General features: G+C 61.7%; 24 protein-coding genes. 5 read left to right on the top strand and 19 right to left on the bottom strand.

The window, feature by feature from the left end:
• Positions 1-15 precede the first annotated feature (15 nt).
• Positions 16-1,389: an aspartate aminotransferase family protein gene (locus ACE3OA_RS17685; RefSeq protein WP_374313169.1), complete on the top strand. Its 1,374-nt coding sequence runs from the start codon at positions 16-18 to the stop codon at positions 1,387-1,389.
• A gap of 128 nt (positions 1,390-1,517) precedes the next feature.
• Here the strand turns inward: ACE3OA_RS17685 and ACE3OA_RS17680 are convergent, their stop codons facing one another.
• The 5 genes from ACE3OA_RS17680 to ACE3OA_RS17660 form a co-directional block, all read right to left on the bottom strand.
• A complete protein-coding gene (locus tag ACE3OA_RS17680) occupies positions 1,518-2,324 on the bottom strand; it encodes an SDR family NAD(P)-dependent oxidoreductase (RefSeq protein WP_374313167.1) in 807 nt (268 codons plus the stop codon).
• A 26-nt stretch (positions 2,325-2,350) separates the two neighbouring features.
• A complete protein-coding gene (locus ACE3OA_RS17675; protein WP_374313165.1) occupies positions 2,351-3,016 on the bottom strand; it encodes a TetR family transcriptional regulator C-terminal domain-containing protein in 666 nt (221 codons plus the stop codon).
• Positions 3,017-3,162: 146 nt separating this feature from the next.
• Positions 3,163-4,353: an aminomethyltransferase family protein gene (locus ACE3OA_RS17670; RefSeq protein WP_374313163.1), complete on the bottom strand. Its 1,191-nt coding sequence runs from the start codon at positions 4,351-4,353 to the stop codon at positions 3,163-3,165.
• Complete coding sequence (locus tag ACE3OA_RS17665) at positions 4,353-5,951, bottom strand: phytoene desaturase family protein (protein ID WP_374313161.1); 1,599 nt, start codon at positions 5,949-5,951, stop codon at positions 4,353-4,355. The genes ACE3OA_RS17670 and ACE3OA_RS17665 overlap by 1 nt, the downstream gene beginning before the upstream one ends.
• Positions 5,951-7,606 (bottom strand): phytoene desaturase family protein, encoded by a 1,656-nt coding sequence (locus tag ACE3OA_RS17660; RefSeq protein ID WP_374313159.1) that lies wholly within the window; start codon positions 7,604-7,606, stop codon positions 5,951-5,953. The genes ACE3OA_RS17665 and ACE3OA_RS17660 overlap by 1 nt, the downstream gene beginning before the upstream one ends.
• A gap of 142 nt (positions 7,607-7,748) precedes the next feature.
• On the opposite strand from ACE3OA_RS17660, the gene ACE3OA_RS17655 reads away from it, so the two are divergent.
• Positions 7,749-8,813, top strand: a complete 1,065-nt coding sequence (locus ACE3OA_RS17655) for a thermonuclease family protein (RefSeq protein WP_374313157.1) — start codon at positions 7,749-7,751, stop codon at positions 8,811-8,813.
• Between the two features lie 2 nt (positions 8,814-8,815).
• On the opposite strand, the gene ACE3OA_RS17650 is transcribed toward ACE3OA_RS17655, so the two are convergent.
• Both ACE3OA_RS17650 and ACE3OA_RS17645 read right to left on the bottom strand, forming a co-directional pair.
• Positions 8,816-9,604, bottom strand: coding sequence for an amino acid ABC transporter permease (locus ACE3OA_RS17650; RefSeq protein ID WP_374313154.1), 789 nt, complete (start codon positions 9,602-9,604; stop codon positions 8,816-8,818).
• 38 nt (positions 9,605-9,642) lie between these two features.
• The gene (locus ACE3OA_RS17645; protein ID WP_374313152.1) at positions 9,643-10,443 is read right to left on the bottom strand and encodes a transporter substrate-binding domain-containing protein; all 801 of its coding nucleotides are present in this window, start codon (positions 10,441-10,443) and stop codon (positions 9,643-9,645) included.
• 245 nt (positions 10,444-10,688) lie between these two features.
• Between ACE3OA_RS17645 and ACE3OA_RS17640 the strand changes: the two genes are divergently transcribed.
• A complete protein-coding gene (locus tag ACE3OA_RS17640) occupies positions 10,689-12,407 on the top strand; it encodes an EAL domain-containing protein (protein WP_374313150.1) in 1,719 nt (572 codons plus the stop codon).
• A 15-nt stretch (positions 12,408-12,422) separates the two neighbouring features.
• Here the strand turns inward: ACE3OA_RS17640 and ACE3OA_RS17635 are convergent, their stop codons facing one another.
• On the bottom strand, positions 12,423-13,370 hold the full coding sequence (locus tag ACE3OA_RS17635; protein ID WP_374313148.1) for a sugar ABC transporter substrate-binding protein: 948 nt from the start codon (positions 13,368-13,370) through the stop codon (positions 12,423-12,425).
• Positions 13,371-13,558: 188 nt separating this feature from the next.
• Positions 13,559-13,936 (bottom strand): fluoride efflux transporter CrcB, encoded by a 378-nt coding sequence (crcB, locus tag ACE3OA_RS17630; protein ID WP_374313146.1) that lies wholly within the window; start codon positions 13,934-13,936, stop codon positions 13,559-13,561.
• A gap of 159 nt (positions 13,937-14,095) precedes the next feature.
• Between crcB and ACE3OA_RS17625 the strand changes: the two genes are divergently transcribed.
• The gene (locus ACE3OA_RS17625) at positions 14,096-14,788 is read left to right on the top strand and encodes a class I SAM-dependent methyltransferase (RefSeq protein WP_374313144.1); all 693 of its coding nucleotides are present in this window, start codon (positions 14,096-14,098) and stop codon (positions 14,786-14,788) included.
• Between the two features lie 76 nt (positions 14,789-14,864).
• On the opposite strand, the gene ACE3OA_RS17620 is transcribed toward ACE3OA_RS17625, so the two are convergent.
• The 8 genes from ACE3OA_RS17620 to ACE3OA_RS17585 all read right to left on the bottom strand — a co-directional run bounded on the left by ACE3OA_RS17620 (position 14,865) and on the right by ACE3OA_RS17585 (position 21,025).
• Positions 14,865-15,266: a DUF6285 domain-containing protein gene (locus ACE3OA_RS17620; RefSeq protein WP_374313142.1), complete on the bottom strand. Its 402-nt coding sequence runs from the start codon at positions 15,264-15,266 to the stop codon at positions 14,865-14,867.
• Positions 15,263-16,327 (bottom strand): phosphotransferase family protein, encoded by a 1,065-nt coding sequence (locus tag ACE3OA_RS17615; RefSeq protein ID WP_374313585.1) that lies wholly within the window; start codon positions 16,325-16,327, stop codon positions 15,263-15,265. The genes ACE3OA_RS17620 and ACE3OA_RS17615 overlap by 4 nt, the downstream gene beginning before the upstream one ends.
• 5 nt (positions 16,328-16,332) lie before the next feature.
• A complete protein-coding gene (locus tag ACE3OA_RS17610; RefSeq protein WP_374313140.1) occupies positions 16,333-17,532 on the bottom strand; it encodes an acyl-CoA dehydrogenase family protein in 1,200 nt (399 codons plus the stop codon).
• A 12-nt stretch (positions 17,533-17,544) separates the two neighbouring features.
• Positions 17,545-18,324: an SDR family NAD(P)-dependent oxidoreductase gene (locus tag ACE3OA_RS17605; protein ID WP_374313137.1), complete on the bottom strand. Its 780-nt coding sequence runs from the start codon at positions 18,322-18,324 to the stop codon at positions 17,545-17,547.
• A gap of 495 nt (positions 18,325-18,819) precedes the next feature.
• Complete coding sequence (gene ppa, locus ACE3OA_RS17600; protein ID WP_374313135.1) at positions 18,820-19,350, bottom strand: inorganic diphosphatase; 531 nt, start codon at positions 19,348-19,350, stop codon at positions 18,820-18,822.
• A 165-nt stretch (positions 19,351-19,515) separates the two neighbouring features.
• Complete coding sequence (locus ACE3OA_RS17595) at positions 19,516-19,896, bottom strand: hypothetical protein (RefSeq protein WP_374313133.1); 381 nt, start codon at positions 19,894-19,896, stop codon at positions 19,516-19,518.
• 156 nt (positions 19,897-20,052) lie between these two features.
• The gene (locus ACE3OA_RS17590; protein ID WP_374313131.1) at positions 20,053-20,427 is read right to left on the bottom strand and encodes a hypothetical protein; all 375 of its coding nucleotides are present in this window, start codon (positions 20,425-20,427) and stop codon (positions 20,053-20,055) included.
• Positions 20,428-20,566: 139 nt separating this feature from the next.
• Positions 20,567-21,025 carry a PAS domain-containing protein gene (locus ACE3OA_RS17585; protein WP_374313129.1) on the bottom strand — a complete coding sequence of 153 codons (459 nt, stop codon included), beginning with the start codon at positions 21,023-21,025 and terminating at the stop codon, positions 20,567-20,569.
• Between the two features lie 153 nt (positions 21,026-21,178).
• On the opposite strand from ACE3OA_RS17585, the gene ACE3OA_RS17580 reads away from it, so the two are divergent.
• Positions 21,179-21,922: a GntR family transcriptional regulator gene (locus tag ACE3OA_RS17580; RefSeq protein WP_374313127.1), complete on the top strand. Its 744-nt coding sequence runs from the start codon at positions 21,179-21,181 to the stop codon at positions 21,920-21,922.
• Here ACE3OA_RS17580 and ACE3OA_RS17575 read toward each other — a convergent pair.
• Together ACE3OA_RS17575 and ACE3OA_RS17570 are read right to left on the bottom strand one after the other, a co-directional pair.
• Complete coding sequence (locus tag ACE3OA_RS17575) at positions 21,919-22,992, bottom strand: DUF1513 domain-containing protein (protein WP_374313124.1); 1,074 nt, start codon at positions 22,990-22,992, stop codon at positions 21,919-21,921. The two genes, ACE3OA_RS17580 and ACE3OA_RS17575, sit on opposite strands and share 4 nt — an antisense overlap.
• Entirely contained in the window at positions 22,982-24,097 is a 1,116-nt protein-coding gene (locus ACE3OA_RS17570; protein WP_374313122.1) for an imelysin family protein, read from the bottom strand. The genes ACE3OA_RS17575 and ACE3OA_RS17570 overlap by 11 nt, the downstream gene beginning before the upstream one ends.
• Between the last annotated feature and the right edge of the window lie 8 nt (positions 24,098-24,105).

Raw genomic sequence — 24,105 nt, 5'->3', positions numbered from 1 at the left:
AATGGAGATTTTCAGATGACCACGATCAAAACCGATCGTCGCAAAATGGATAAGAATCGCGCCCATTTCAAAGAGGCGATCAAGCATTTGCCCCTCGGTGTCAGCTCCAACTTCCGCTATTGGGGCGACGACAACACGGTCTTCGTGAAGAAGGGCAAGGGTGCCCGCCTCTGGGATCTCGACGGCAACGAATATATCGACTACCGCCTCGGCTATGGCCCGGCGATCCTCGGCCATTGCAATGACATCGTCGATGCCGCCGCACGCGAGGCGCAGTCGGTCGGCACGGTCTATGCGCTTGGCACCGAGAAGGAAGTCAGCGTCGCCAAGTTGATCAAGGAAATGATGCCGGCCGCCGAGCTGGTGCGCTTCTCAAACTCCGGCACCGAAGCGGTGATGGCCGCCTTGCGCCTCGCGCGCGGCTACACCGGCAAGGACAATTACGTCACGTTCGAGGGCTCTTATCACGGCCTCTTCGACGCCACCATGTGGACCGCCGATCCGGAAGACATGAAGGACCAGAGCAAGGACCCCAAGGTCATTCCCTATGGCCTGGGCATTCCGCAGGCCGTCCGCCAGCTCTTCTGGCAGGTGCCGTATAACGACGCGCAGCGCCTCGAAGACGTGCTGAAGAAGAACCACGACACCATCGCCGCCGTTCTGATCGAGCCGATCCTCGGCAATTGCTGCGGCATCCCCTCGAAGCCGGAATTCATCAAGGCTGTGCGTGCCCTTTGCACGAAATATAACGTGCTGATGATCGTCGACGAGGTGAAGACCGGCTTCCGCGTCGCCAAGGGCGGCGCCCAGGAACTTTATGGCATCGAAGCCGACATCTTCACGGTCGCCAAGGCCGTGGCGAACGGCTATCCGATCTCGGCGATCGGCGGCAAGGAAGAGATCCTCCGGAAATACGGCAAGGGCGTTGCCCATGGCGGTACCTATACCGCCCAGGCGATGAGCTTGGCGGCGGCCGAGGCGACCTTGACCATCCTCAAGGACACCGACGCCCTGAAGAACATCGCCGCCTACGGCCAGGCCATGCAGGACGGCATGCACAAGGTGCTCGTGAAGCGCGGTATCCCGCACAGCTTCACCGGTCACCAGTCGATGTCGGGCCTCTTCTTCAGCGCCGAGGCGCCGACCACCTACCGTAATTGGAAGCTCTCCGACTACACCTTCTATGACACCATGGCCGGTATCCTCATCGACATGGGCATCATGTGCGAGCCGGACAGCCGCGAGCCGTGGTTCATCTCCTCGGCGCACGATGCGGCCTGCCTCTCCGAGACCCTGGGCAAGTTCGAAGAAGCCGTCGACCTCACCCTCGACGAACTCGCCAAGGGCCGTGAGGATGCCAACAAGCTGATGCCCGGCATCAGCGGCTAAATCACTTTACCGACCTGAAGACGCAAAACGGCGCCGTGGCAACACGGCGCCGTTTCTTTATAGAAACCCCGGGCCAAGACCGAGCAATCTTGATCGATGGCAGCCGCATCCTGGTTCGGTTCCTGCTCCTACATCGTCCCTGGAAACAATTTCCAAGCTCCCACCGCATCGAGATAGGGCAGTGACGGATAGTCGGTGATGGTCAAGCCGCCATCGACAGTCAGTACGGTGCCCGTCACGAAGCTCGCTTCGTCCGAGGCCAGGAACAATACGGCACGCGCAATTTCGTCAGGCGTGCCCATGCGGCCCAGCAGCGAAGCACCCTTCTCCCAATCCTCCGCCGCGCCACTGCCGCCCGTCGTCTCTGTCTTGATCCAGCCAGGCGAGACCGCATTGGCACGGATGCCATGCGGCGCACCTTCGGTCGCCAGGGCGCGCGTCAGCGATTCCATCGCCGCCTTGGCCATCCCATAGCTGCCCCAATTGCCGTGCAGAGTCGCGGTCGATGAAATATTGACGATCGCCCCACCGCCGGCCGCCTTCAGCGCCGGCAGTGCATAGGCCGCGACGAAATAGGCGGAATGGAGATTGGCCGCCATGATCTTCTGCAGCCGTTCACCCGGCGTGTCCGCCCGCTCGACCCCCGAACGCCGCGCCCCGGCGCCGGCATTGTTGACCACGACGTCTAATCGTCCGAAACGCGCCAGCACGTCGGCGATCAGCTTCTTGGCGGCTTCTTCGTCGCCGACGTCGGCCGCGAAAAATGCCACCGCGCACGGCAATGCGCCAAGTTCCGCGGCGGCTTTGGCGCCCTTCGCCGGATCGCGCCCGACAATGGCCAGGCTGGCGCCCTCAAGCGCCGCCCGCTTGGCGATGCCGAAGCCGATGCCGGTCGTACCACCCGTCACCAAGACCACTTTGTCGGTAAAGCGCATGGCAACCCCTCTTGCCCACGGTCCAATCAGGCGTCCGGCTTGGCCTTCTTCTCCAGCGCGGCCAGCTTCTGGCTCTGATCGTAATAGAGATCGAGCAGCTTGACGAAGGCCATGCAGGACCGGACCGCATCCTTGACCTTGAACGTCTTGGGATAAAGCAGCGCCTGCAGCCAGAATCCGTCGATCATCGCCGACAAGGCGCCAGCGACGCGCACGGCCACTTTCTTGGCCTGCGCCACCCCGGACGGCTGCGCGATGCAGATGTTGTAGATCTGGTGTTCCAGCTCTTTCACGTAACGCCGCTCGACCGCCGTCGCTGCCTCGCGGAATTTGTCGCGCAATTGCGGGTCCGACCAGAAGGCGAACCACACCGCCAGCTTTTCGCCGGTGAACACGTCGCGATCGAAATAGGTCTCGACCATGGCTTCCAGCCGCGCCCAGGGTTCGGCCGGTGCCGATCTCACCCGCGTGTTCCAGACCAGCATGTATTCATTGGCGAGGTATTTGAAGACTTCCTCGAACAGCTTGTCCTTGCTCTCGAAATGGAAGTTCATCAAGCCGACCGAGACATTGGCCGACTTCGCCACGCGGCTGACCGTGGTGCCATGATAGCCGAATGCTGCGATCACATAGATCGTCGCCTCAATGAGCTCCTTTTTTCGATTGCTGCGGATGCCGGGATTGCGGGCCATCTAGCAGTACCTTCCAATATCGTCCCCTCCCCCCTTCAGGGGGGAGGCCGGGAGGGGGGCGGTCCAGTCTCGACCTGCGGCAATCATCGCTTCGACCCCCACCCAACCCTCCCCCTGAAGGGGGAGGGATTTCGAGTGAGTCATCCTCACACAACCTCCTTCTTCCGCGGCGGATCGAAGAACATCCGGTTGCGGGTCCAGCAGCGCACCATGCTGCGCTCGATCTTCTTTTCCTTCGGATACCAGATTTCGATCCACATTTCCGTGCCCGGCTTGGTATAGGCCGGTGGAATTTGCGCAAAGGCGATATTCTTTTTCAAGAGCGGCGACCACATGGCCGAGGTTGTGAGGCCCAATTCCTTGGTCCCTTTCTCATCGGCATAGAGGAAGGCGCCGGGTGCTGGCTTCCGCCCCTCGATCTCGATCCCGCTCAGGATGAAACGCGAGGACCCTTCCGCCTTCTCCTTCTGCAGGGCGCGCTTGCCCACGAAATAGGCATCCTTCTTGAGCGCCACCGCCCAGCCGATGCCCGCCTCGATCGGCGACACGCGTTGCGTCGGCCGGATCGCGTGATGGGCGCCGATATAATCGACATCGACCAGGATGAAGCCCGCTTCAATCCGCGTCATTTCCAGGGCGTGACCGCCCATCGGCGCGATCTTCAGCGGATCGCCAATGCGGAACAGGGTTTCCCACAGCCACAGCGCATCCTGCGGCTTCACCCAGATCTCATAGCCGAGATCGCCGGTGAAGCCCGCCCGGTCGATGCGCAGCCAATGCCCGTCGACCGATGTCTCCATGATGCCGAAATGGACCAGCTTGCCGATGCCCTGGACGCCCAAGGTCTCCAGAATCACCCGCGCATTCGGTCCCTGCAGCGACAAGCCGGCGAGCTGGTCCGAAATCTCCTCAATCTCGACATCGAAACCATAGGCACTCTCTGACAGCCAATGCAGCTGATGCAGCGCCGCGTTGAGGATGAAGTCATTTGGCCCAAGGCGGAAGATCGTCCCCTCCTCGATCATCCTTCCGTCATCGTCGCACCAGGCCGTATAGGCGACATTCATCGGCGCCACTTTGGTGAGGTCACGCGTCACCAGATAATTGGCGTACTTTGCCGCGTCCTTGCCCCGGATCGCATATTTGATCAGCGGCGAGACGTCATAGACCGTCGCCCCGTTGCGGCAGGCCATGTACTCGGACTGCGTGGAATCGTAAAAGGCCGGCGAATAGAAACCCTGCCACCGGATCCATCCCGCTCCATGCATCAGGGCTTCCATCGGCTCATGGAACGGTGTCTTCTTCAGGAACGGCTTCAGATGCTGAACATGGGTCATCAGGCAGCTCCTTTCCGGGCGTTCTTCAAGTCTTTCAAAATCTCTCGCGCCGCATTGGCGCCGGCGGCGCCCGAGACGTTGCCGCCGGGATGTGCCCCCGCCCCGCACAGCCACAGCCCCGGCAGCGGCATCTTGTATTGCTGGAACGAGGCTGCGGGCCGCAGGAAAAACACCTGGTCGAGCGTCACTTCTCCCTGGTGCCATTGCCCGCCGGAGAGGTTGAATTTCGCCTCGAGGTCTTGCGGCGTCAGGACTTCCGATGCCGTCACCAGGCCGCGCACACCGGGCGCAATCTGCTCCAGCACATTGAGGGTCCGCTCCAGCACCTGCGTGCGCGCCTCATCGGCCGAGGTCTCTCGCAGCTTGTAGGGCGCGTATTGGCTGAGGATGGAGGCCACATGCTTGCCCGATGGTGCAAGGCTCGGATCGGTCAGGGTCGGAATGACGATCTCCAGCACCGGGTTGTCCGAGACCCGGCCATATTTCGCGCAATCGAAGGCGCGCTCCACATAGTTGGTCGACGGCGCAAATACCATGCGACCCTGCGCCTGCTTGAACACCTCGGGCAGACCGTCCAAGGCGAGATGCACCTTGGCGACGCAACCGTTCATGCGGAGATGCCGCATCCGGCGCAGAAACTCGGTATCGAGATTGCCCGGTTGGACCAGTTTTAGCAGCGTCCGCTGCGGATCGGCGCTGGAAGCCACGATCGGCGCGCGTATCTCCTCACCATTGGCGAGGACCACACCGACCGCGACTTCCTTCTCGATCAAGATATGGCCGACCGGGGCGTTTGTGCGGATGGTGACGCCGGCTGCCATGGCCGATTTCACCAACGCATCGACCACGGCGCCCATGCCGCCCTGCGGCAGATAGAGCCCGCCCTGCCCGTGCTTCGCATCCATTGATGCCAGGCGATAGAGCAGGTTGAAGACAGTGTTCGGCGAGCGTGGCCCCAGATAGACGCCAAGCGTCGCCTCCAGTCCCAGCAATCCCTTCAGAATATCGCTCTCGAAGAAATCGTTGGCGAGGTCCGCCACGTTGATGGTGAGGATGCGGCTGAGTTCCAGCATGTCCTTCTTGCCCATCATGCGCAGCTTGAAGGCGAACATGCCGAGCGCCAGCTTGGTCTGGAAATCGTTTGACGCAGGCGATGGGCTCGGCGGCGTCTTCATGAGGAAACTACCCAGCGCACCGGCGAGCCGCACCAGCCGCTCCATGCGCGGATGATAGGCCAGCGAGTCCGCTGGGGCGAATTTGGCAATCGAGGCCTGCGTCGCCGCCTTGTCGGCGGTGAGATCCAGGCGCGCTCCACCGGGCAGCATGGCCGACGTGCCGATGCGGTGCTGCGTCGCCTTCAGCCCATGCTGTTCGAGGCCGAGATCGCTGATCACCTTGGGATGCAGCGCATGCAGGATATGGGCAACCGAGGAGACACGATAACTCTTGGCGAACGTACGCGTCTGCGCGGCACCGCCTGCCTCCTCCCCGGCTTCGACCACCAGCACCTTCTGCCCGGCTTTGGCGAGATAGTTGGCCGTCACCAGCCCGTTATGGCCGGCGCCGATGACGATGACGTCGTAATTGTTGGCGCTCATCACACCACCCCGTGCTTGAAGTCGCGCAGCATCTCGCGCGCCGCATTGGCCCCCGGCGCACCCATCACGCCACCGCCCGGATGCGTGCCCGATCCGCACATGTAGAAATTGTCGAACGGCCCGCGATATTGCCCGAGCCCCGGGAATGGGCGGTTAAATAGCATCTGGTCCAAGGTCAACTCGCCCTGGAAGATGTTGCCTTCGGTCAAGCCCACTTCGTTCTCGATGTCCCAGGGTGTCCGCGTCTGGCAATGCAGGATGAGCTTCTTGAAGCCCGGCGCGTTCATCTCAATCGTGTCCAGCACGTCTTTCTCGAACGCCGCCTTCATCTCCGGCGTCCAGGGCTGCTCAGCCAGCTTATAGGGGACATACTGCACGAAGACCGACATGAAATGCTTGCCGGGCGGTGACATGGTCGGGTCGACCGTGGTCGGGATGACGATGTCGAGGAACGGCCGCTTGGACCAGGAACCATATTTGTAATCGTCATAGGCGCGTTCGATGTAGTCGAAATCGCCGCCGATATCGACCGTGCCCCAGGCGGATTCCTTGGGCAGGCCGGCGAATTGCGGCAGGCCGTCGAGGGCAATGTTCAACTTCCCTGAACTGCCGCGGATCTTGAAATTCTTGGCATAGGTATGGATATCTGGATCGATCGAATCCAGATCCGACTTCTCGATCAGCTTCAGATAGGTACGCTTTGGATCTGCGTTACTGACGACGGTCCGCGCATAGATTTCCTCGCCATTGGCGAGGGTCACGCCGACGGCCTTGCCGCCCCGGATGATGACCTTGGCCACCTCGGCATTGGTGCGGATCTCGACGCCGGCTTCGGTTGCCGCCGAGGCAATGGCCCTCGAGACCGAGCCCATGCCGCCGCGCGCAAAGCCCCAGGCGCCGATCTGCCCGTCCACTTCGCCCATATAGTGATGCAGCAGCACATAAGCGGTGCCCGGCGAATAAGGCCCAAGCGCCGTGCCGATGATCGAGGAAGCCGCAGCAAAACCTTTCCAGCGCGGCGTCTCGAAATATTCATCCAGGAAATCGCCGATCGACATGGTCCAGAAGCGGATGATCTCATACATCTGCTTCTCGCCCATGCGGCCAAACTCGCGCGCGATCTTCAGAAACCCCTCGAGATCGTTGCGCTTGCCCCAGGGATTGATCTTGTTTTGCGCGAACGGGTTGATCTGCGTCGGGTCCGGCGGCGTCACCATGAGGAGCGGCTTGATGAACCGGCACTGCCGGCCGATCTCCGCCGCATAGTGATCATAAGCCTCGGCATCCTTGATCGAATGCCGGCGCAGCGACTCACGCGTGCGGTCATGGTCCGAATAGGTGACGATCCCTTCGCCATCCGGATTGGGCGACGAGTTGATCTCATAGGGTATGACTTGCAGCCCATGCCGTGGCAGATCGAGAAAGCGGAAGATCTCCGGCCGCAGGAGCGAGCATACATAGGAACAGGTCGAATAGGTGAAGCCGGGATAGATCTCCTCCGACATCGCCGCACCGCCGACCTTGTGGTAGCGCTCCAGCACCAGCACCTTGAGCTTGTTCTTGCCCTCCTTCTCGCCCCCCTTGGCGAGATAGGCGGCCGTCACCAACCCGTTATGGCCGCCACCGATCACGATCGCATCATATTTGGCCGCCATCGGACCCCCTTGAAGCTGAATAGTCATTCAATTCTTGAATGCTTATTCAGTTTCAATCCCTCTGTCCAGCCTCCCCATTGACGCCTCTCTTCCACCCCTTTACCAAGGCCGCCAGGGACGCCCAAAAAGTCTAGGATTTTCAATGAAGATTAAGATCTGGCTCGCCAGCGCCGCCCTGCTCTCACTGATCGCCGCCGCGCCGGCCGTAGCCAAGACCAAGAATCCGCTTCAACCCCCGCCCCCAGCGGTGCCGGTTGGCGATGTCGATGCCACACCGCTCGAAGCGCCGGTCCCGCCGACTCTGGAAGGCTCCGGCCAGGCGATCGATGGCGATGAAATTGCGATCGGCGATGTGATCTTCAAGCTCGACGGCATCGCCGCACCCTTGATGACCGTGCCGATGGGACCCGAGGCGCGGGTGGCGTTGCAGGCCTTGATCGACGGGCAGCGCCTCGTCTGCGCCGTGACGGATCGCGGAGCCGATGCGCAACATCTTTCCGGCACCTGCAAAGTCGGCGAGGACGATGTCGCCGAGGCGATGCTGGCCGGCGGCATGGCGGCGGTCTATCGGCAGACCACCGCGCCCGAAGCCGCAGAACGCGAACGCTCCGCGCGATATGACGCGGCGGAAACCGAGGCGCGCGGGCGCAATCTGGGCATCTGGACCAAGCCGGCGACGGAAGAGGTCAAGATCGAGCCGGCACCGGCGGTCGAACCGTCGATGGACCGCGATCTGCTGCGTGGCTGGCTGATCCAGATCCCCGGTATCCTCTTTCTGGCCCTTGCAGGTATCATCGCCCTTGTCGTCGGCAGCAGCCGCAAGCGCGGCCGCGAGGCCGATGCGGAAGCTGAGGTGCAGGCACTGCTGGCGATCCTGCTCGGCGAAGTGCTGTCGGTGCGCGCGGCCGCCCAGGCGGCTTATGACGGCACTGCCAGTCTCATCCAGGATCTACCGATTCCAACGGCGCAGTTGGCCAGCATCGCCCTGCCGCCGATGACGGTGTTCGAGGCCAATGCCGGCAAGCTTGCCGCGCTGCCGCGCGAGGTGTCGGTTGATATGGTGCAGTTCCATGCCCGGCACAAGATCGTCAGCAAAGTTCTGTCGCAGGCCCCGACCCTGCGCTGCGAGCAGTTGCGGGCGGCGCTGGAAGCCCTGGTAGCAGCAGCGGATGAGCCGATGCAGCGCGCGGAGAAACTGCTCGATTGAGGTCAGCCGTGCTGGGGATAGCGCCGCTCGAGATAGCGGGCAAGCGCCGTTAGTATCGTCAGTATCGAGATGTATTCGAGCGCCAGGAAGGTGTAGATCTCGAGCGGATGCAAGATTTGCGTCTGCAATAGCATCGCGCGCTTGGTTATTTCAGCCGCGCCAAGGAAACCCGCCAGTGATGAATCCTTGATCGTCGAGATGAATTGGTTCGTCATTGGCGGCAGCATGCGTCTGACTGCCTGAGGCAGAATAATCCGACGCATCACAAGCGCACGCGACATGCCGAAGGCGAGTCCCGCGTCTATCTGCGGACGGCCAACACTTTCAATGCCGGCCCTGAACAGTTCAACCATGAACGCGCCCGACAAGAGCGACAGGCCGATAACACCTGCCGTGAACGGCTCCATCCGCCGAAGCGTCTCCAGACCGGGCAGATCGTGCAACGCGTCAGGAAGCTCGCCGATAGCGATCGGCAGCGCATAATAGATCCACAGGAGCAACACAAACAGTGGCACCATCCGGAAGAATTCGACGTAAAGCCACACTAAGCGCCGCAACCAGGAGAAGCGGCTGCGCGCAAGCAATGCACCGACAAGGCCGATGATCGAACCGAGCGCAATTGCGTAGATTGAGATCAGGAGTGTGTACTGGAGCCCGCCCGTCAGGATCCAGAAATTCTTGTCGCCCATCGGCGTGCCTGGAAGCAGCGGCGTCCAATCACCGCAGCCAGCCAGCAGCAGCGGCAGAATAAGAACGGCGCCGGTACGGCCCAATTTCGATCGTCGGGCCATGCCAGCGCCGCTCCAATCCGATAACTGCTGGGTGAGGCTTAGCTGCCCGCGATCCACTTGGCGAAGAGGGCGTCGAAGAAGCCGGACTGGGCCTTCATGGCGACCCAGGTATCGAGCCAATTGCGCCAGACGTAATCGTCGCGGACGGTCATCATGGCGTTGGGCTGGCCTTCGATGGCGTGGGTCGGGTCGACCGCGACCAGCTTATCGGAATATTGCGACAGCGCCTTCTTGATGAAGACGGTGTCAGTGATGGCCGCATCGACCTTGCCTGCCAGCAGTTCCTGATAGTCGAGGGCCGGCGCGACGATTGGGACGATCTCGGCCTTGGTGAAGTTTTTCTTGGCCGATTCCTCGGCCGAGGTGCCGCTCTGCACAGCGATGCGGATGCCTTCCTTGTCGAGGTCGCGCCAGGCGGCGTATTTGGCGCCGTCCTTGGATTGCACCAAGGGCACCAGCGGGGAATCGAGATAGGCGGCCGAGAAGCCGATGCTCTTGAGGCGCTCCAGGGTCAGTGTGATGCCGGACGCGGCGACATCGTACTTGCCGGCCTGAATACCGGCGGCGAGGGTTTCCCATGTGGTCGGCACGAATTCGACCTTCACGCCGAGATCCGCCGCGAGTTGGGTCACCACGTCGATCTCGTAGCCCTTATAGGTGTTGCTCGTCTGATCGAGCTCTGAATAGGGCGGATAGTCGCCGGTCGTGCCGACCCGCAACGCGCCGCGCTCAAGAATCTGGTCCAATAGGGATTTCGCGTCCTCGGCCTTGGCCTGCAGCGGCAGGATCAACGTCACCGCCACGATTGCGGCGGCGATTCCACTAAGAATTCTGCGCATTTATGTCTCCCTGGTGAATGGTTTCGCCCATGGATAGCGCGCCGTTTACTGCCTGCCAAGGAAAAGGACGCTTAAAAAGCCACCCTTTTCGCGCGAGCGGAGGACGCAATTCTCATCTCAATGCGATTTTTCAGGACATAATTGATACATTTTTAACGATAATTCCCCGATTATCCTTTTCGGGTGGAGGCTGAATACGCCCCGAACATGCCTATTATTCCCGCCATCGCAGACAGGGACAGGAAATGAGCGTTCCGATTGCCGATCGTTTGCGCGACGAGCGCGACCGTTTTGTGGGCTTCGCCTTTTCCAACGCCGACGTGCTGCTGGAACTGGACGAAACGAGCAAGGTTCTGTGGGCCGGCGGCGCAGTGAAATCGATCCTGGGCGTCGAGACGGCGGACCTTACGAACAAGCCCCTGGCAGACATTCTCACCACCGCCGATGCCATCCTGCTGAAGACAGCTTTGCGCAACCTGATGCCCGGGCAACGCCGGCGCGATCTCAATCTGGTGTTGGCGGAAACGTCCGAAGGATTGCCAAAAGACGGCGGAATCGAGCAACGCCTGACCATCACAACCTGCATCAACCGCTCGCTGAAGAAGGACCAGCCGCACTATTTCCTCAGCGTCAGCAGCGCAGCACTCAATGCCATCCCGCATAGCGGCGCCAGGCGGCGCGACCGCGTCACCGGCCTGACCGAAGCGGTCGAATTCACCTATGCCGCGTCGCGCGCCGTTCAGGAAGCGCGCAAGTCGGGCAAATCGGCCTGCCTCACCTTGCTGGAGATCTGCGAGATCGAAGAACTGAGCCGAGTCATGGGTCCGGAGCGCGCGGAATCCCTCATGGCCGAGGTCGGCGCACAATTGAAGCTCCATGCGCTGGATCCGGATGCGGCCGCCAAACTGGGCGACGGCAAATTCGGCGTCACGCATCTTGAAGATACCAACCCCGACATAATCGTTGACGCCATCAAACGCGTCAGTGACCGGTTCGACCTTGATCCGGCCACGATGAAGGCAACAGGCAAGACCATATCGTTCCACGGCAGCTCGCTCGGCGATGACGATGTCGAGAGCATCCTTTCTTATGTCGTCGGCAAGTTCAGCAATGAAGGTATCGCCAAATTAGACGCCGGTTCGGCCGACCAGTATTTCAAACGCATGACCGCCGAGGTCCTGAGCCGCGTCGTCGCCATGCGCGATCTCATCCACCAGCACCGCATCAATCTGCACTTCCAGCCCATCGTTCATCTGCAGGACCGCACACCCCATCATTACGAGGTGTTGTTGCGCTTCGAAGATGGAAGATCGCCCTTTGCCGACGTCATGTTTGCCGAGGAGATCAACATCGTCCACGAGTTGGATCTCGCCGTCGCTTATGGCGCGGTTACGCGCATTCAGCAAAGCGAACAGATCGGACAGGAATTACGGCTGGCGGTGAACATGTCGGCAAGGTCGTTGCTCAACGACAACTTCCTCAACATGTTCGACCAGCTGGCCGGCAAATTGGGCAAGAACCGCAATCATCTGATCGTCGAGGTGACGGAATCCGCCAAGCTCGACGATTTGCCGAAAGCCGCGCGCGCGGTCGACCGCCTGCGCGGCGCCGGACACCTGGTTTGCCTGGACGATTTCGGTGCCGGCGCCTCGTCCCTGCCCTATCTGCAGCAATTACAGGTGGATTTCGTCAAGATCGATGGCGCCTATATCAAGAGCATTGTCGAATCCTTGCGCGAACGTGCCATTGTGCAAGGGGTGCTGACGACCTGCCGCTGCCTGAATATCAAGACCGTCGCCGAAATGATCGAGAAAGAGGATCAGCATAAATGCCTGCTGGAACTCGGCACCGATCTGGGCCAAGGCTGGCTCTATGGACGCCCTTCGCCGGATATTCCCAAGCCGACCGTCGCCGGAACGCGCCGGCTCGGAAAGCGCGAAAGCCCCAAGGAGCAGTGGAGCTGAGGGCCCTGCGCCTGTTTAGCGAACACCCGCCGCCGCCAGCGACATCATCGCCGCGGCTTCGTCCTTTTCGATGAAACTGGGACCGGTCGCATAGAGCCCATCCGGCGGCACCGGTTTCAACTTGTAATGCTTCAGCAGGTCAAAGGTCACGACGGGGATGTAGCCCATCAGATAGGGCTGCGCATCAATCGCCCAGAGCGCCCGGCCGGAGGCCACTGCCTGCAGGACTTTGGGCGACATATCAAACGTGCCAAGCATCGGGCGCTGCAGGGCCGGCCTCTTGTAGATCTCATCCAGGGCGGCTTCGGCCGCCGCCGTTCCGAGGGTTAGAATGAAGTCTGTTTCGGGATGTTCCACGAGATAGGCCGACAGATCCTTCGCCATGACGCCAGGCGCCAAATTGGTTTCCAGGACGGGAACATTCACACCGAGGCCGCTGCTGAATCCATGGCAGCGCGCCTCAAGACTGATATTGCCCCTTTCGTGATCGATGCAGAGCGGATGCTGTGCGCCAAGCTCACGCGCGCGGTGGCCGGCCTCGATACCCGCCCCGAATTCCGACTGCCCCATGAAAAACAACGCTCCCAGTTTCTTGGCCAGGGAAGGCCCCCCGGAATCGATGATGATCACGGGGATATGCGCATCCGCCGCCGCCTTGATCGATAGGCCCAGGGCTTCCTCATCGGGCGCCGAAACAACCAGCCCGTCCGGATGAGACGCCACGGCATCGCTGATAAGGCGCTTCATCTCATCCGTGCTGAACGTCGCCGGGGCGTGATATTCGACCGTCACGCCAAGCTTGGTCGCCGCTTCGTTCATGCCGCTCTTGACGATGTTCCAATAGGGATCATTGCTCTGACCATGCGTGACGAAGACGACACGAACGTCATTGGCGGAGCTGGCCAACGGGCTGAGAAACAGAAACGATGTAACGAGAAAACACTTTACCCACATGCGGGGCATGACGCCGCCTCCAGTGAATGCGCCCCCCAAGGCCAGGAATTATAGCCACGCCGGAAAGCGCGACACTAGGCCTAACAAGATCGTGTGAAGGCCCGCTGATACTCGGCGGGGTGTCTTGAGGACCATGGTCCTCTACGATGCCGGCCGCAGCCAATTTTCTCCGAAAAGAAGGCCTCGGCGTGCGGATTTCAGCCGAGGTTTGAGCGCATGAGCGCCAGCCCTACGAAGACGGCAACAATCGAGAGAACGACGGAGCCCGCGATGTAGAGGATCATGGAGGCGTGCGCCCCTCGCTCGTAAAGCAAAGCGGTATCGAGGGAGAATGCTGAAAAGGTCGTGAACCCGCCGAGGATGCCCGTGGTGAAGAACAGCCGCCAGGCCTGTGTAGCCTCGCCCTTGAAGGCGAAATAACCGGCGAGCAGTCCCATGGCGAGGGAGCCGAGGATATTCACCGCCAGTGTGCCCCATGGAAACTCAATCCCCAGGAGCCTGGCGCTGGCGTTGTTGACGCCGTGGCGCAGGGCTCCGCCGATGCCGGCACCGAGAAAGACGATGAGGTAGTTCATAGCGTGGCCCCACACATTCAAACGGGACAGAATAGTGGTTTAGCTCACCTCCTCATGCAAGGGGTGCGATGGTGAATGATCCACACGCAAACCTTCTGCTGTTGACGAATATCACCGACGCCATCTAGCGTCCTGGACAAGACAAGCAGGGGGAATGTGATGGAGCAGCCCGACTGGTACTATGTTGACCTGAAGCAAGTCGGTATTGACTTCGCGGACCCTGCCGAGGTCGAAAGCTATGACGAAAGGCAGGCGGACGACCCACAAGAAGATAGAGCATTGCTAGCCCGTCTCGGCATCGAGCATTTTCATGTCGTCGCCGATTTCGGCTGCGGCACCGGAATGCTGGCTTGCGAAGCGGCCCAGATCGCCAAGCGCGTTCATGCTGTTGATATATCGGCCGAAATGCTCGCCAAGAGCTTGCGCCGTGCCAAAGGAATGGGGCTTGGCAATCTGGCGACGCAGCAGGCTGGATTTCTTAGTTACGAGATTCCGGATAATTCGGTCGACATTATCACTAGCAAGTTCGCTCTACACCACCTGCCGGATCTCTGGAAAGGGGTCGCGCTAGCGCGGCTGCAACGAACCCTGAGGCCCGGCGGAAAGCTGTTCCTGCGCGATGTCGTCTTTGAATGCGATCCGACTGAGGTTCCGGCGGTCGCCGAAAGCTGGATCGGGTGGATGGGGGCAAATACCGGCTATGACCGCGCAGAAGTCGCAACACATATCCGCGACGAGCACAGCACCTATTCGTGGATTATGGCTGGGCTGATCGAGCGTGCCGGCTTTCGGCTTCTGCAGGCCGACTATAGTATGCGTATCTACGCGGACTATTTCGCAGAAAAAGCGTAGATCGCGCTTCGCGCCCCCCTAACGCTCCCCCACGTGGGAGAGGGTCAGGGAGAGGGGGTAGTGCAACCGGGTTCGATTACACCGCCGATTCAGCGCCGCGGCCGCGTTGGCGCTGGGCGAGGTATTTGGTGTTGGTGATGCGGAGCTCGGTTGCGGTGGCTTCGACCAGGTGGTCGATGAGGCGCGTCTCTTCCGGTGAGCCGGGCTGGAACTTGCGGGCGCGGATGTCGGCGGCGAGTAGGCGGCGTAGGGCGCCGAGATCGCCGTCGCATTCCCTGCCATAGAGGCGCTTGAAGCTCTGACGCTCAGCCTGGGCGGAAGCGTCGGCACCGGCAATATCCTGCTTCGCCACGGAAACCGCCCGCGCGATCATGGCGGCAAGGAATTTCTGGCGGCCGCTTAGACTCGGCAGCAATTCTTCCTGCAGTGTTGCGAGCGCAGCATCGAGCAAGGCGTCGGCACCGGGGCGTTGTTTCATGCAGCGTCTCCATCATCGGCGCGTTTCTTCGGAGCCGGCTTGAAACCGGGCAAGCGCAGATCGATCAGCAGATCGTATTCCATCTCCAGCGAGACGAGTCCGGTGAGGGCCAATTCAATCGAGCGCTCACGACCAGAGAGGTGCCGCTCGGCCTGCTCCAACGCCATAATCGACCACCGGAGAGCTGCCATCTGTTCCCAGAAGCGGACCTTGGCATCGTCGACAGGGCCACCGCCGCCCGCTTCGTAGCCGGCGTAGAATGCCTCGCGCCGACCAATGCCGCCCGCTTCCGCCCCGCTCATGCCAAAGCGCCAGCAGCGGGCGCAGAACCAGCCGAAATCCTCGTAAGGATCAGACCAGCCGGCAAATTCAAAGTCGAGAATGCCGCTGAGCTTGGCATCCTGGACGAGGTAATTGCCGGTGCGGAAGTCGCGATGACACAGCCGGACCGTATCCGATCCGCGCGCGTAATTCGGCGCTTCATCCTCCAGTCGGTTGATCGCCCATTCAAGCACCGGCTGCGCTTCCGGCAAACGATCGAGTTGACCGCGAAAGCGGGCCAGACGATCGGCGACCAGATTATCCGGCACCGGCGGAAGGAAGCCGATCCCGGCCGGGGCCGATGCCGGTGTCACCTCGTGCAGCTTGGCGAGCTCGGCACCCAATGCATGGGCCAGGGCATCGCCCTCTTCCTCCTCCAGCGCACGCACCAGCTTCCTGGGGTCCGCCGAGCCATTGAGGCGCCGCGTGATATGAAAGGGCTGGCCGATGACGCTGCCGGTTTCTTCCAACCAGAGCGGTTCCGGCGCCTTCATGCCGGTGGCCTGCACCACTTTCAGCAAAGCGAATTCCTGGGCCTTGCCCCAGCTTTCGGCGATGCCGCTCGGCGCATCCGCGCGGAGGACCGTGGCGGTCACGGTGCCGTCGATGTCGAGGTCGACGGCCCAGTTTTCCTGAATGGCGCCGCCGCCAAGGCGACCGATCAGCTTGACGCTGACTTTGCCTGCGCCCGTCTGTCGACGCAGGAAACTCTCAAGGGCATCGATCTTGTTGGCCAGCACGATGCTCAACCCCATTTCCAGAAATCGGGGCCCTCGGCGGTGAGGTGCTGGGCCAGGACCATCTTGTGCACTTCGGAGGCACCGTCGACCAGGCGGGCCTGGCGCGCATAGCGGTACATCCATTCCAGGATGGTGTCCTTGGAATAGCCCTTGGCGCCGAGCAGCTGGATTGCGGTATCGACCGCCTTGTGCAGGCAGTCGGCGACGGCAACCTTGGCCATGGAGACCTCCTTGCGCGCGCGGTGGCCGAGATCAAGCTGATAGGCCGCATTATAGGTGAGCAGGCGCCCCATCTGCACCTGCATGGCGGCTTCACCCAGCATCCATTGCACGCCTTCATGTTCCATCAGCGTGATGCCGAAGGCCTTGCGCTCCTGCACATGCCGGCAGGCGATGTCGAGCGCGCGCTTGGAAAGGCCGAGCCAGCGCATGCAATGGGTGAGACGTGCGATACCGAGACGGATCTGCACGGCCTTCAGCCCCTCGCCGACACCCATCAGGCGGTTCTCATCGGGAATTTCGAGCCCATCGAACTCCAGCTCGCAATGGCCGCCATGTTCTTCGGGGCCCATAATGGGGATGCGCCGCTTGATGTGCCAGCCGGGCTGGCTGCGATCGAACAGGAAGGCCGTGAGGCCACGGCGCGGATCGTCGGACGTACGCGCGACCAGGATGAAATGCTCCGCTGCCTCGGCGCCGGTGATGAACCATTTCTGGCCGCGGATGATCCACTTGTCGCCTTTCTTCTCGGCGGTGGTGAGCATCATGCCGGCGGGGTCGGAGCCGGAACCCGGTGCCGGTTCGGTCATGACGATGGCCGAGCGCACTTCACCGTGGACGATCGGCATCAGCCAGCGTTCCTGCTGTTCCGGCGTCGCCACCCGCGACAGCAGATGGATGTTGCCATCGTCAGGGGCGGCAATGTTGAAGCAGACAGGGCCGAAGATGGAGCGGGCGGCGGCTTCGTAGATCGGCACCAGTTCCGTGAATTTGAGGCCCTTGCCGCCGAGCTTTTCCGGCAGCTGGAAATTCCACAGACCTGCCGCCAGCGCCTTGGCATGGAGTTTCTGCAGCAGATCCTCGCGGATGTTCTCGCCGTCATCGAAGCTCGAACGGTCGCTTTCCAGTGGAATGACATGTTCATCGAGAAAGGCGTCGATCTGACGGACATATTCCGCCGCGCGCGGGCTGATCGAGAAATCCATGGTCAGGCCTTTCTAGAGACTGGAATTGAGGTGACCGCCATCGACGGTGAGGACCGTACCGGTCATGTAGCGGGAGGCATCCGAGGCCAGCAGCAGAAGCGGCCCGTCAAGATCCTGCGGCGTGCCGAGACGCCGCTGCGGGATGCGCTTGATCAGCGCAGCACCCGCTTCGGTGCCGAAGAATTCGTCATTCAACGCAGTGCGGACATAGCCCGGCGCCAGCGCATTGACGCGGATGTTGTGGCGCGCCCATTCCAGCGACAAGGCGCGCGTCATCTGGATGAGCCCGGCCTTCGATACGGCATAGGGCAAACTCTGGCTGGCGACACGCTGGCCGAGGATCGAGGCGATGTTGATGATGTTGCCGGGGCGCTTGGCCGCAACCCAGCGGCGCGCAGCTTCCTGGCTGGCGAGCCAGGCCCCTTTGAGATTGGTGTCGAGGACCGAATCCCAATCACTGTCCGGCAGGTCGATCGAGGGCGTGGTGAGGGAGATGCCGGCATTGTTGATGAGAAGCGAGATCGGCCCGAGCTCATTCTCGGCCGCGGCGAAGGCAGCGTTGATTCCCTTGGGCAAGGTGATGTCGCCGGTGACGGCGCTGGCCTTAAGGCCCCGCCGGCGCAGCGCCTCGGCTTCCGCCGCCACCAGGTCGCCGCGCCGCGCCATCAGCACCACGGCCGCCCCGGCTTCTGCCAGGACCGATGCAAAATGCCGCCCGAGATCGCCGGAAGCACCCGTTACCAGGGCCACCTGCCCCGAAAGCCCGAAATCCACCATCGCCGCCCCTGCCATCCCTTTCCCGGGAATCTTTTTCTTCAGCAGCACTATGCCCGCTGGCATGGGCGGAGGGAAAGCGCGGGATGAAAAATGAAACCCGCCGCGGCCTTGGCCCGGCGGGTTTCGCTTCGATTTGTCGCGGGGATCTAATTGGACGGGCCTGGGATTGGGGAGAACCCCCGTTTCGCCGCCGTCCTTAGGTGCCGTCCGGTCATTTGGGACGACACCCCTCGGTATCCCCGGATCTCACATCTGAGTTTTCAATCTGCTGTCTTAGCCAGATTGTCGGAACGTATCGCCGGTGGAGTCATGTTTCTTACGCACCCTCCTTGGTTCGAGTGGCCGGGAACATCTTCCGCCAAGCCAGCTATCCCTTCTCTCCTGAAGCAAGGAAGCGGCGCTGGAAGATTCCAGAAACGACGCCGCTTGTTTCGCATAGGGCAGAGAAAAAGTCAAGGGTTACGCAATAAACATGCGCATATTGCGCAGCAATTATTCCGTTTATTGCCGTTATTTATGAGCGCCGGCCTCGATCGCCTTGCGGATGATATCCACCGCTTCCTCGGTCTCCGCCCAGCGCGCGAACTTGACCCACTTGCCCTTCTCCAGATCCTTGTAATGGCTGAAGAAATGGCGAACCTGCTCGCGCAGGACCTCAGGCAGATCGCGATAGGAACTGACGTTGGAATAGAAGGGATGCAGCTTGTCGACCGGGACCGCAATGATCTTCTCATCGCCGCCGGCCTCGTCTTCCATCATCAGACAGCCCACGGGGCGCGACCGCACCACGGCGCCGGGCACGACCGGGGTGGGACCTAGGACGATGATGTCCAAGGGATCGCCGTCGCCGCCCAAGGTGTGCGGGATGAAGCCGTAATTGCCGGGGTAGAACATCGCCGTATAGAGGAAGCGGTCGACGAACATCGCGCCCGATTCCTTGTCGAGTTCATACTTCACCGGGGTGCCGCCGAGCGGAATCTCGATGATGGCGTTGAGGTCGTAGGGCGGGTTCTCGCCGATCTTGATCTTGGTGATGTCCATAATGGTCTCTTTCGGGCTGAAACCGCCCTTTGGCGGCTTATGCTGCACTGCAAATAAAGACCAATCCCCCCGCTCTGCAACAAAAAAGCACGGCGGAACAGCTAGGTCACAAAAAAACCCCGCTTCCGGTCGGCCGGCAGCGGGGCTTCTTTGGATATTTAAACGTCAGTTCAAGACGTTATAGCCACGCCCCGCCATGCAGCGACGATAGACGTCGCGCTGGTTCTGGACACCCGTGACGGCACCGCCGCCCAGGCCCACGGCACCGCCGGTGGCCGCACCAAAGGCAGCGGCTTCGCCAGCGCCCACACCGCCCACCAGGGCGCCCGTGATGGCGCCAAGGGCAGCACCCGCCGCAGCGCCGCCCAGGGCGCCCACAGCGGCATCACCGACCGGGCTGACCTGGTTGGCATATTGCTCGCACTCGTAATTGTCCTGGGAATAGCGCGACGAATCGACCCCCTTGGTGTCGACCATCGGCTGGCTGTAGCTGGAACAGGCTGCCAGCGTCGACGCCGTCAGAATAGCCGCCACGATCCGTTTCATCTTGAGCTTCCTTTCTTGCTTCTCGTCCCGGCCCCGGGCGGTTGCGCCCAGTTGGCCAGATAGCCACTAAATCGCACGTAGTATAGAGCGGTTCCCTGCCTCGCCGAACACTCAAATTTAAGTGAGCGAGCCCCCCAAACCACCCCGAACAGGGGGTTAATAATAGGTGCTGTAACCGCGGCCGCGCATGCAGTTGTTGAGCACCTGCTTCTGGTTCTGGGTACCGGTATAGGCACCGCCGGCAAGGCCCAGGACACCGCCTGCAGCGGCACCCACGGCGGCACCCTCGCCGACCGAAACACCCTTGAACAGGGCGCCCGAGAGAGCGCCGAGGGCGGCACCGCCGGCAGCGCCACCAATGGCGCCCACGGCGGCGTCCTGCACCGGGCTCACCTGGTTGGCATAGGCCTGACATTCGGCCAGGTCCTGGTTATACGAATTGGCACCGACCTGCTGGTAAGGCTGATAGGTCTGGGCGAAGGCGCCCGAGCTCAGCAGCGACAAGGTGGCGGCCAAAAGAATGCGTTTCATGTTCTGATCCCTTTCCCAACCGGATGAGGCCGTGTGGCCCGTTGGTTGAAGAATTAGGGCATCACCGGAAATCGCGCAGTGACCGGCGACACAGGTCAGGCGTGACGAAGCGCACAGATCGGCCCCGAAATTGGGGGAATCAGTCCCAATGCGGCATCAGCGCGATCATCAGCTGGTCGACGCGCCGCCCGTCCGAGGATTGCGGCAGGACCACCGTTTCATAGCGGATGAAGCGGCCGGCATAGGGAATCTCGCGCTGGAGATAGAGGGGCCGCCCCTCGTCGACTGCCCGGGCCAGCGACTGAGCGACCACGGCATAGTAATCGGCGGGCAGACTCTCATCGATATAGCGACCGGTGCAATCCACCCCGAACAATTCCACCTGGCGCGTCCCATCCAGGCGACACCAATAGCGCCGCGGATTGTCCTCGACATCGTAGAGGGTGAGATCACCCAGGGCATATTTCATCTCGACCGGGTCGAAATCCGCCCGGCTCGGCCAACGGCGACCGTCTCGCTTTTCGTCCCACAGCGCCACGATGCGCTTCAAGTTGGGGTGTTCCACTGCCAAGGCCAGCTTGGCGATATCGGCATCCATATCCTGCCTATGCGTCCCGAAAGATGGCCGAGTATGGACGGCTTTACGGCGCTAAATCCAGCCAGAAAGCCGCGATGACAGCTGCCTAGCTATATACAGCTCTATTGACAGCGAGCACCGGCAGGATAGTTAGGGAGCAGCAGAATTTCATGGATGCCAGATTCGACCATGCGACAGGGCCGCGGCACGAAGAAGACGGTTGAGCGAGGCAGGAAGCAGGCGGCCGCTGCCTTGTCGAATGGCCGCGCCGTGTCACCAACGCAGATCTACGAGCAACTGCGCCAGCGCATCGCAACCCGCATCTATCCACCAGGAACGCGCCTCAGCGAATCCGAACTGGCAACCGAATTCCGGCTGAGCCGCACCCCTGTGCGCCAGGCCCTGCAGCGCCTGGCCACCGATGGGCTGGTCAGCATCAAGAACGGCGTCGGCGTCACCGTCACCGATCTCGACCGGACGGAGATCGACCAGGCCTATTACCTGCGCTGCCAATTGGCGGCCATGATCGGGCATACCAACCCGCGGCCCTTGTCGGATGCGGATCTTGCGGAGCTCAAAGCGGTACATCTGCGGGTGAGGGCCTTGCTGGGTAAGCGGGGCGGCATGCCGCTCGGCGAGTTCTCTGAGCTCTGCGAGCGCTTCCACAATATCGTCAATAATGTCATCGGCTCGCGCATGCTGCGCGACTTCATCGAGATCCTTTATCACCAGACGGACCGTTTCTGGTTCGGCTGGATGAGCGAAGCCGACATGCGGGCCGAGGTCACGCATTTCCTGCACGAGGTGGAGGAGACGCAGCGCGCGCTTGAGATCAACGATTTCGAGGCCGTGGGCTACATCCGCCGCAATCACATCACCATGATGCTGGCGCGCATGGCGGCGCTGCGCGACGCCTAGCCGACCAGCGACAGGTGGTTGTCCCATTGCAGCGGATCAAGGCGTAGGGCTTCAGGCAGAGCGACGATGCCCTCGACAGGATCGACATGGATCGGCAGTCGGGCGCCGTGGCCGGAGCTGAGCAGAAAACCTCCCGCCTCCGGTCCACCGGCGACGCCGCAGGTGTCGGGCAAATCGATCGCGTCGACGTAGTGGCCATCGGTCGCCGTCCACACCACGGCAAGGCCACCGCGCGGCGAGGTGGCGCAGATGAAAGTCCCGCTTGGATCGACGGCGACACTGCCGATATAGCCCATCAGGCGACGATGGATCTCGACCGGCAGGTCGAGCCATGTGACCTCCCCGGTCGCATCGGCGATAAGCACCAGCGGCCGCAGGTCGGTCGCAAAATCCTGATCCTGCACACCGCAAACGATACGGCCGTCAGCAAGGCGCGCCAGATGGCGCAGGGAAAGCGTTTCGTTATCCTCGTCGAGAACCACCCTGCCCTTCAGCGCGCCGCTCGCAGCATCGAGCCATACCAGGCTGGACTCGATCGGGTCCGTGGCATTGCGATCAAGAATGCCGCCGTTTCCGACGACCAGCGTCGCACCATCCGCAGACCAAAGCAATTCGTGGGGCTCGACACCATGGCTGGAATAGCTGTTGAGCACAGTACCCCGGCCAACGTCATAGACAACGATATGGCCGATCTGGGCCTTGCCCTGGCTTTGGGTGGTATAAAGCCGCATGCCGTCCCTTGAGAACACGGCATGGCCGTCGAAGGTACAATCAGGCAATGGGTCGAGTTTGCGCAGCAGATCCCCGCTGGCGAGATCGCAGAGCAGCGCCTGATGACCGGGCTTGCGCCCGACGATGGCGCAGCATCCGCGCGCCGGATCAGCGATGACGTCATGTGCGCGCCAGTCGAGTGCTCGCCGCCACAGCTGAACGCCGCGATCGCTCACCGCCAAGGCCGCAAACGCGACCTGCCCACCGGCATTGTCGCCGCAGGCCAGCAAATGCGTAGGCTGGATACCCGGATGATCCAGTGCCCACGCCCGGCGTTTCAGGAAGCGATCAAGAGCCATCGCCGTCGAGCTCATTGAAGCCCAGAGTAATGCCGACGGCCGGCGGTACCTTTTGGCGCAGCAGGTCGCGCAGGTGATTGACCTTCACCAGCAGGGTGGTGACCGGCTTGCGCTTGTCCTGATGGGTGATGTCGTCGGTGAAATGCTCGTCCACGGCCTTGGCGGCAGTGATGGACTCATCGAAAGCCTTGGCAAGATCGGCCTTGAGTCCGGCCTGGTCCGCCGGCAGCAGATCGGCATAGCCGCCCGGCGCCAGAACCGAGGCCTTGGCAGTCTCGAGGTTGAGGATGATGTTGCGGGCGGAACGGCCGGAGCGCCATTGCTCGGCTGCTTTGGGCTTGGCATTGGCGGCATCGGCGCCACCCAAGGGCACGCCGAGTTTCTGCTCCGCCACCACCTGGGCGATGGTGAGAAGATTGGTGTAAGCCTGCGCCGCCCCTTCGGCCGGGCTGGCGGCGAAGGAATTGGCGGCCTTGGCCGGATCCTTGAGGTTGTCCGCCCAAACAGCCTGAGCTTCGCGTGCAATCGCATGAAGATTGGCAGCGAGGGCGGCAACGATCGCCCGACGGCGCTCGGCGCTGTCGCCCTTCAGCAGTTCGGCACCCTGGTCCTCTCCGTAGAGAATCCGCTCCAAAGTCGGCAGACCTTGCACGGCGACGCTCGCATTGGCGATCTGGTCGGGCTTCAGGCCTTCAAGACCCTTGCCGGCCAGCAAGGCGCGGTACTGTTTGTCGACGACATTGCGGCGTTCCGGCCAATAGGCAAAGCGCTCAGCACGCTGTCCCTGCGCCAAGGCGCCAATGCGGAATTGCTGGGCCGACGCCCAGGCATCGGAAACTTCGTTGAAGCCCTGCTTCGCAGCATCAACGCCGGCAGCGTCCGGCTTGGCAGCGAAGGCTTCGGCGACCTTGGCAAAATCGCCGGTGACGGCAACGAGCTTGTCGAAGGCCGGCAAAACGATCTTGGCACCAAAGGCCGCGTTGAAGGCGCCGAAATCAGGCCCCGCAGCAAGTGCCGGGCGCGAGACGGCGGGAACCATGCCGGCGGCGATCAAAGCCGCCAATGTCTGCCGCCGGGAGATCTTGTCGTTGGGTTGATCCGTCATGGAACGCA

The sequence above is a fragment of the Dongia sp. genome, from assembly GCF_041906375.1.
Lineage (GTDB): Bacteria > Pseudomonadota > Alphaproteobacteria > Dongiales > Dongiaceae > Dongia.
Note: the sequence above shows the minus strand (reverse complement) of the source record. Positions and strands in the feature narration are given on the sequence as shown.

What these genes read in the sequence shown, in the direction of transcription:
- ACE3OA_RS17660 (WP_374313159.1), bottom strand. Translation starts at nt 7,606, where the DNA reads ATGGCGGCCAAATATGATGCGATCGTGATCGGTGGCGGCCATAACGGG.
- ACE3OA_RS17625 (WP_374313144.1), top strand. Translation starts at nt 14,096, where the DNA reads ATGGAGCAGCCCGACTGGTACTATGTTGACCTGAAGCAAGTCGGTATT.
- crcB (WP_374313146.1), bottom strand. Translation starts at nt 13,936, where the DNA reads ATGAACTACCTCATCGTCTTTCTCGGTGCCGGCATCGGCGGAGCCCTG.
- ACE3OA_RS17665 (WP_374313161.1), bottom strand. Translation starts at nt 5,951, where the DNA reads ATGAGCGCCAACAATTACGACGTCATCGTCATCGGCGCCGGCCATAAC.
- ACE3OA_RS17675 (WP_374313165.1), bottom strand. Translation starts at nt 3,016, where the DNA reads ATGGCCCGCAATCCCGGCATCCGCAGCAATCGAAAAAAGGAGCTCATT.
- ACE3OA_RS17595 (WP_374313133.1), bottom strand. Translation starts at nt 19,896, where the DNA reads ATGAAACGGATCGTGGCGGCTATTCTGACGGCGTCGACGCTGGCAGCC.
- ACE3OA_RS17605 (WP_374313137.1), bottom strand. Translation starts at nt 18,324, where the DNA reads ATGGCAGGGGCGGCGATGGTGGATTTCGGGCTTTCGGGGCAGGTGGCC.
- ACE3OA_RS17635 (WP_374313148.1), bottom strand. Translation starts at nt 13,370, where the DNA reads ATGCCCCGCATGTGGGTAAAGTGTTTTCTCGTTACATCGTTTCTGTTT.
- ACE3OA_RS17680 (WP_374313167.1), bottom strand. Translation starts at nt 2,324, where the DNA reads ATGCGCTTTACCGACAAAGTGGTCTTGGTGACGGGTGGTACGACCGGC.
- ACE3OA_RS17650 (WP_374313154.1), bottom strand. Translation starts at nt 9,604, where the DNA reads ATGGCCCGACGATCGAAATTGGGCCGTACCGGCGCCGTTCTTATTCTG.
- ppa (WP_374313135.1), bottom strand. Translation starts at nt 19,350, where the DNA reads ATGGACATCACCAAGATCAAGATCGGCGAGAACCCGCCCTACGACCTC.
- ACE3OA_RS17640 (WP_374313150.1), top strand. Translation starts at nt 10,689, where the DNA reads ATGAGCGTTCCGATTGCCGATCGTTTGCGCGACGAGCGCGACCGTTTT.
- ACE3OA_RS17655 (WP_374313157.1), top strand. Translation starts at nt 7,749, where the DNA reads ATGAAGATTAAGATCTGGCTCGCCAGCGCCGCCCTGCTCTCACTGATC.
- ACE3OA_RS17575 (WP_374313124.1), bottom strand. Translation starts at nt 22,992, where the DNA reads ATGGCTCTTGATCGCTTCCTGAAACGCCGGGCGTGGGCACTGGATCAT.
- ACE3OA_RS17645 (WP_374313152.1), bottom strand. Translation starts at nt 10,443, where the DNA reads ATGCGCAGAATTCTTAGTGGAATCGCCGCCGCAATCGTGGCGGTGACG.
- ACE3OA_RS17585 (WP_374313129.1), bottom strand. Translation starts at nt 21,025, where the DNA reads ATGGATGCCGATATCGCCAAGCTGGCCTTGGCAGTGGAACACCCCAAC.
- ACE3OA_RS17670 (WP_374313163.1), bottom strand. Translation starts at nt 4,353, where the DNA reads ATGACCCATGTTCAGCATCTGAAGCCGTTCCTGAAGAAGACACCGTTC.
- ACE3OA_RS17570 (WP_374313122.1), bottom strand. Translation starts at nt 24,097, where the DNA reads ATGACGGATCAACCCAACGACAAGATCTCCCGGCGGCAGACATTGGCG.
- ACE3OA_RS17590 (WP_374313131.1), bottom strand. Translation starts at nt 20,427, where the DNA reads ATGAAACGCATTCTTTTGGCCGCCACCTTGTCGCTGCTGAGCTCGGGC.
- ACE3OA_RS17685 (WP_374313169.1), top strand. Translation starts at nt 16, where the DNA reads ATGACCACGATCAAAACCGATCGTCGCAAAATGGATAAGAATCGCGCC.
- ACE3OA_RS17610 (WP_374313140.1), bottom strand. Translation starts at nt 17,532, where the DNA reads ATGGATTTCTCGATCAGCCCGCGCGCGGCGGAATATGTCCGTCAGATC.
- ACE3OA_RS17580 (WP_374313127.1), top strand. Translation starts at nt 21,179, where the DNA reads ATGCCAGATTCGACCATGCGACAGGGCCGCGGCACGAAGAAGACGGTT.
- ACE3OA_RS17620 (WP_374313142.1), bottom strand. Translation starts at nt 15,266, where the DNA reads ATGAAACAACGCCCCGGTGCCGACGCCTTGCTCGATGCTGCGCTCGCA.